The organism is Pedobacter sp. CG_S7, assembly GCF_040544395.1.
Classification (GTDB): Bacteria; Bacteroidota; Bacteroidia; order Sphingobacteriales; family Sphingobacteriaceae; genus Pedobacter.
The window spans coordinates 1-1372 of sequence record NZ_JBEONS010000102.1 but is presented as its reverse complement, the minus strand read 5'-3'; the positions used below and the strand labels follow the sequence as shown (position 1 = coordinate 1372).

At 33.0% G+C, this 1372-nt stretch carries 1 protein-coding gene; it reads right to left on the bottom strand.

The annotated features are described in order from the left end of the window. Nucleotides 1-113: 113 nt before the first annotated feature. The gene (locus AAKU52_RS17445; protein WP_354335916.1) at nt 114-743 is read right to left on the bottom strand and encodes a DUF6266 family protein; all 630 of its coding nucleotides are present in this window, start codon (nt 741-743) and stop codon (nt 114-116) included. Nucleotides 744-1372: the final 629 nt, after the last annotated feature.

The following is a 1372-nucleotide window of genomic DNA, read 5'->3' as shown; positions in this document are numbered from 1 at the left end:
CATTTTATTTGAATTTTGAAACTGCCCCTAAACTAACAACGATTACAAGGGCTGAAAACAGTCAAATCTTTTAAAGTACCTGAGTAGTTACCAATAAATAATTTTTATATCGCTTATAACCTTCCCAAATACTGACTGTTGGCTATTTTCTTCCTGTCCAATGAAGTGAGGCTCACATAGACTTCCAAATCATATCCAATAAATTTCGGATTGAACTGAAAAGAACATTCCAAGTTTGCACGCTCTGTACCACCGATAAAACCATCAGCTATTTTAAGTGCTGGACAGTATACTACCAATAGTAGCTGGTCATCAAAAGAAGTTGCCAAACTATTATCTTGTTGCCAGGTTAGTTTTAACTTATCGGGCTCCATTAAACTAAGCTGCGGATTGTTCAATTGGGGCAAATTCCCTTCGCTCCAGACCAATTTTGAAAAATCAACCTGCAGATCTGGATAAATACCGATTACAAATTGTTTATAGTTGCGAGAAGTGGCCACATTAATTGGTGTCATGCGCTTCGCTTGGTTTTGAAAGCCAATGGTTATATACGAGTGGAAAGGCGTAAGCTGTTCATTCAAGAATTTAAACCTTTCCATATTATTTATTTGTGCTAATGATTTAGGTTTATTGCTTTTTGCAGGTGCTGAACGGATATAAGAAATTCCATTGTAGGAAACTCCTACTATGTTCTTAATTTTTCCTTGAATTGCTCCGAATATACCTTGTGGTAATTTTGCCATAATTTTAAGTTTTAAATGTTTTAATTATTAATGTTAGTTTGGTTTGATATTAAGTTTTATCTGGTTAACTGCTAATGGCGGGCTAATAGGGACTTGATTCGGATAATCCGCAACGAGGTCCCTACTAGCTCCCTATTATGGTGGTATAAAGTGGGGACTGGCTATTATCCAAATTTGTTTCAATAAATAGTGAATGTGTAGTTGTTGTTGTATGGTTTTTAGATTGGGTTTCATAACTTGGTTTTTAAGTATAAACCAAATGTACAAGAGAAATAAAAAAGTCGTTACGCAAAAGGCGCTTTAGGCGTAATCAGCTGTTTATATACGTAATGAGTCATAAATATTACTCTTTGGCGTTAAAATAAAAGGAATATTATCTCTATATTTAGAAAAAAAATATCATTAGTTGATATTATATTTTTAAATAATTACATTTACTTATGTTATATAAGCCGCAATAAATTAAAAGCTGGTGATAACTTCATTACCATTTAAAACATAATTATTGAAATGAAAAATTTGATTAGAAACCTCCGTAACTACTCAGGTACTTTAAAAGATTTGACTGTTTTCAGCCCTTGTAATCGTTGTTAGTTTAGGGGCAGTTTCAAAATTCAAATAAAATGGCT

Bases quoted from the DNA above. Each gene is read 5' to 3' on its own strand.
- AAKU52_RS17445 (WP_354335916.1), bottom strand. From the start codon at position 743: ATGGCAAAATTACCACAAGGTATATTCGGAGCAATTCAAGGAAAAATT.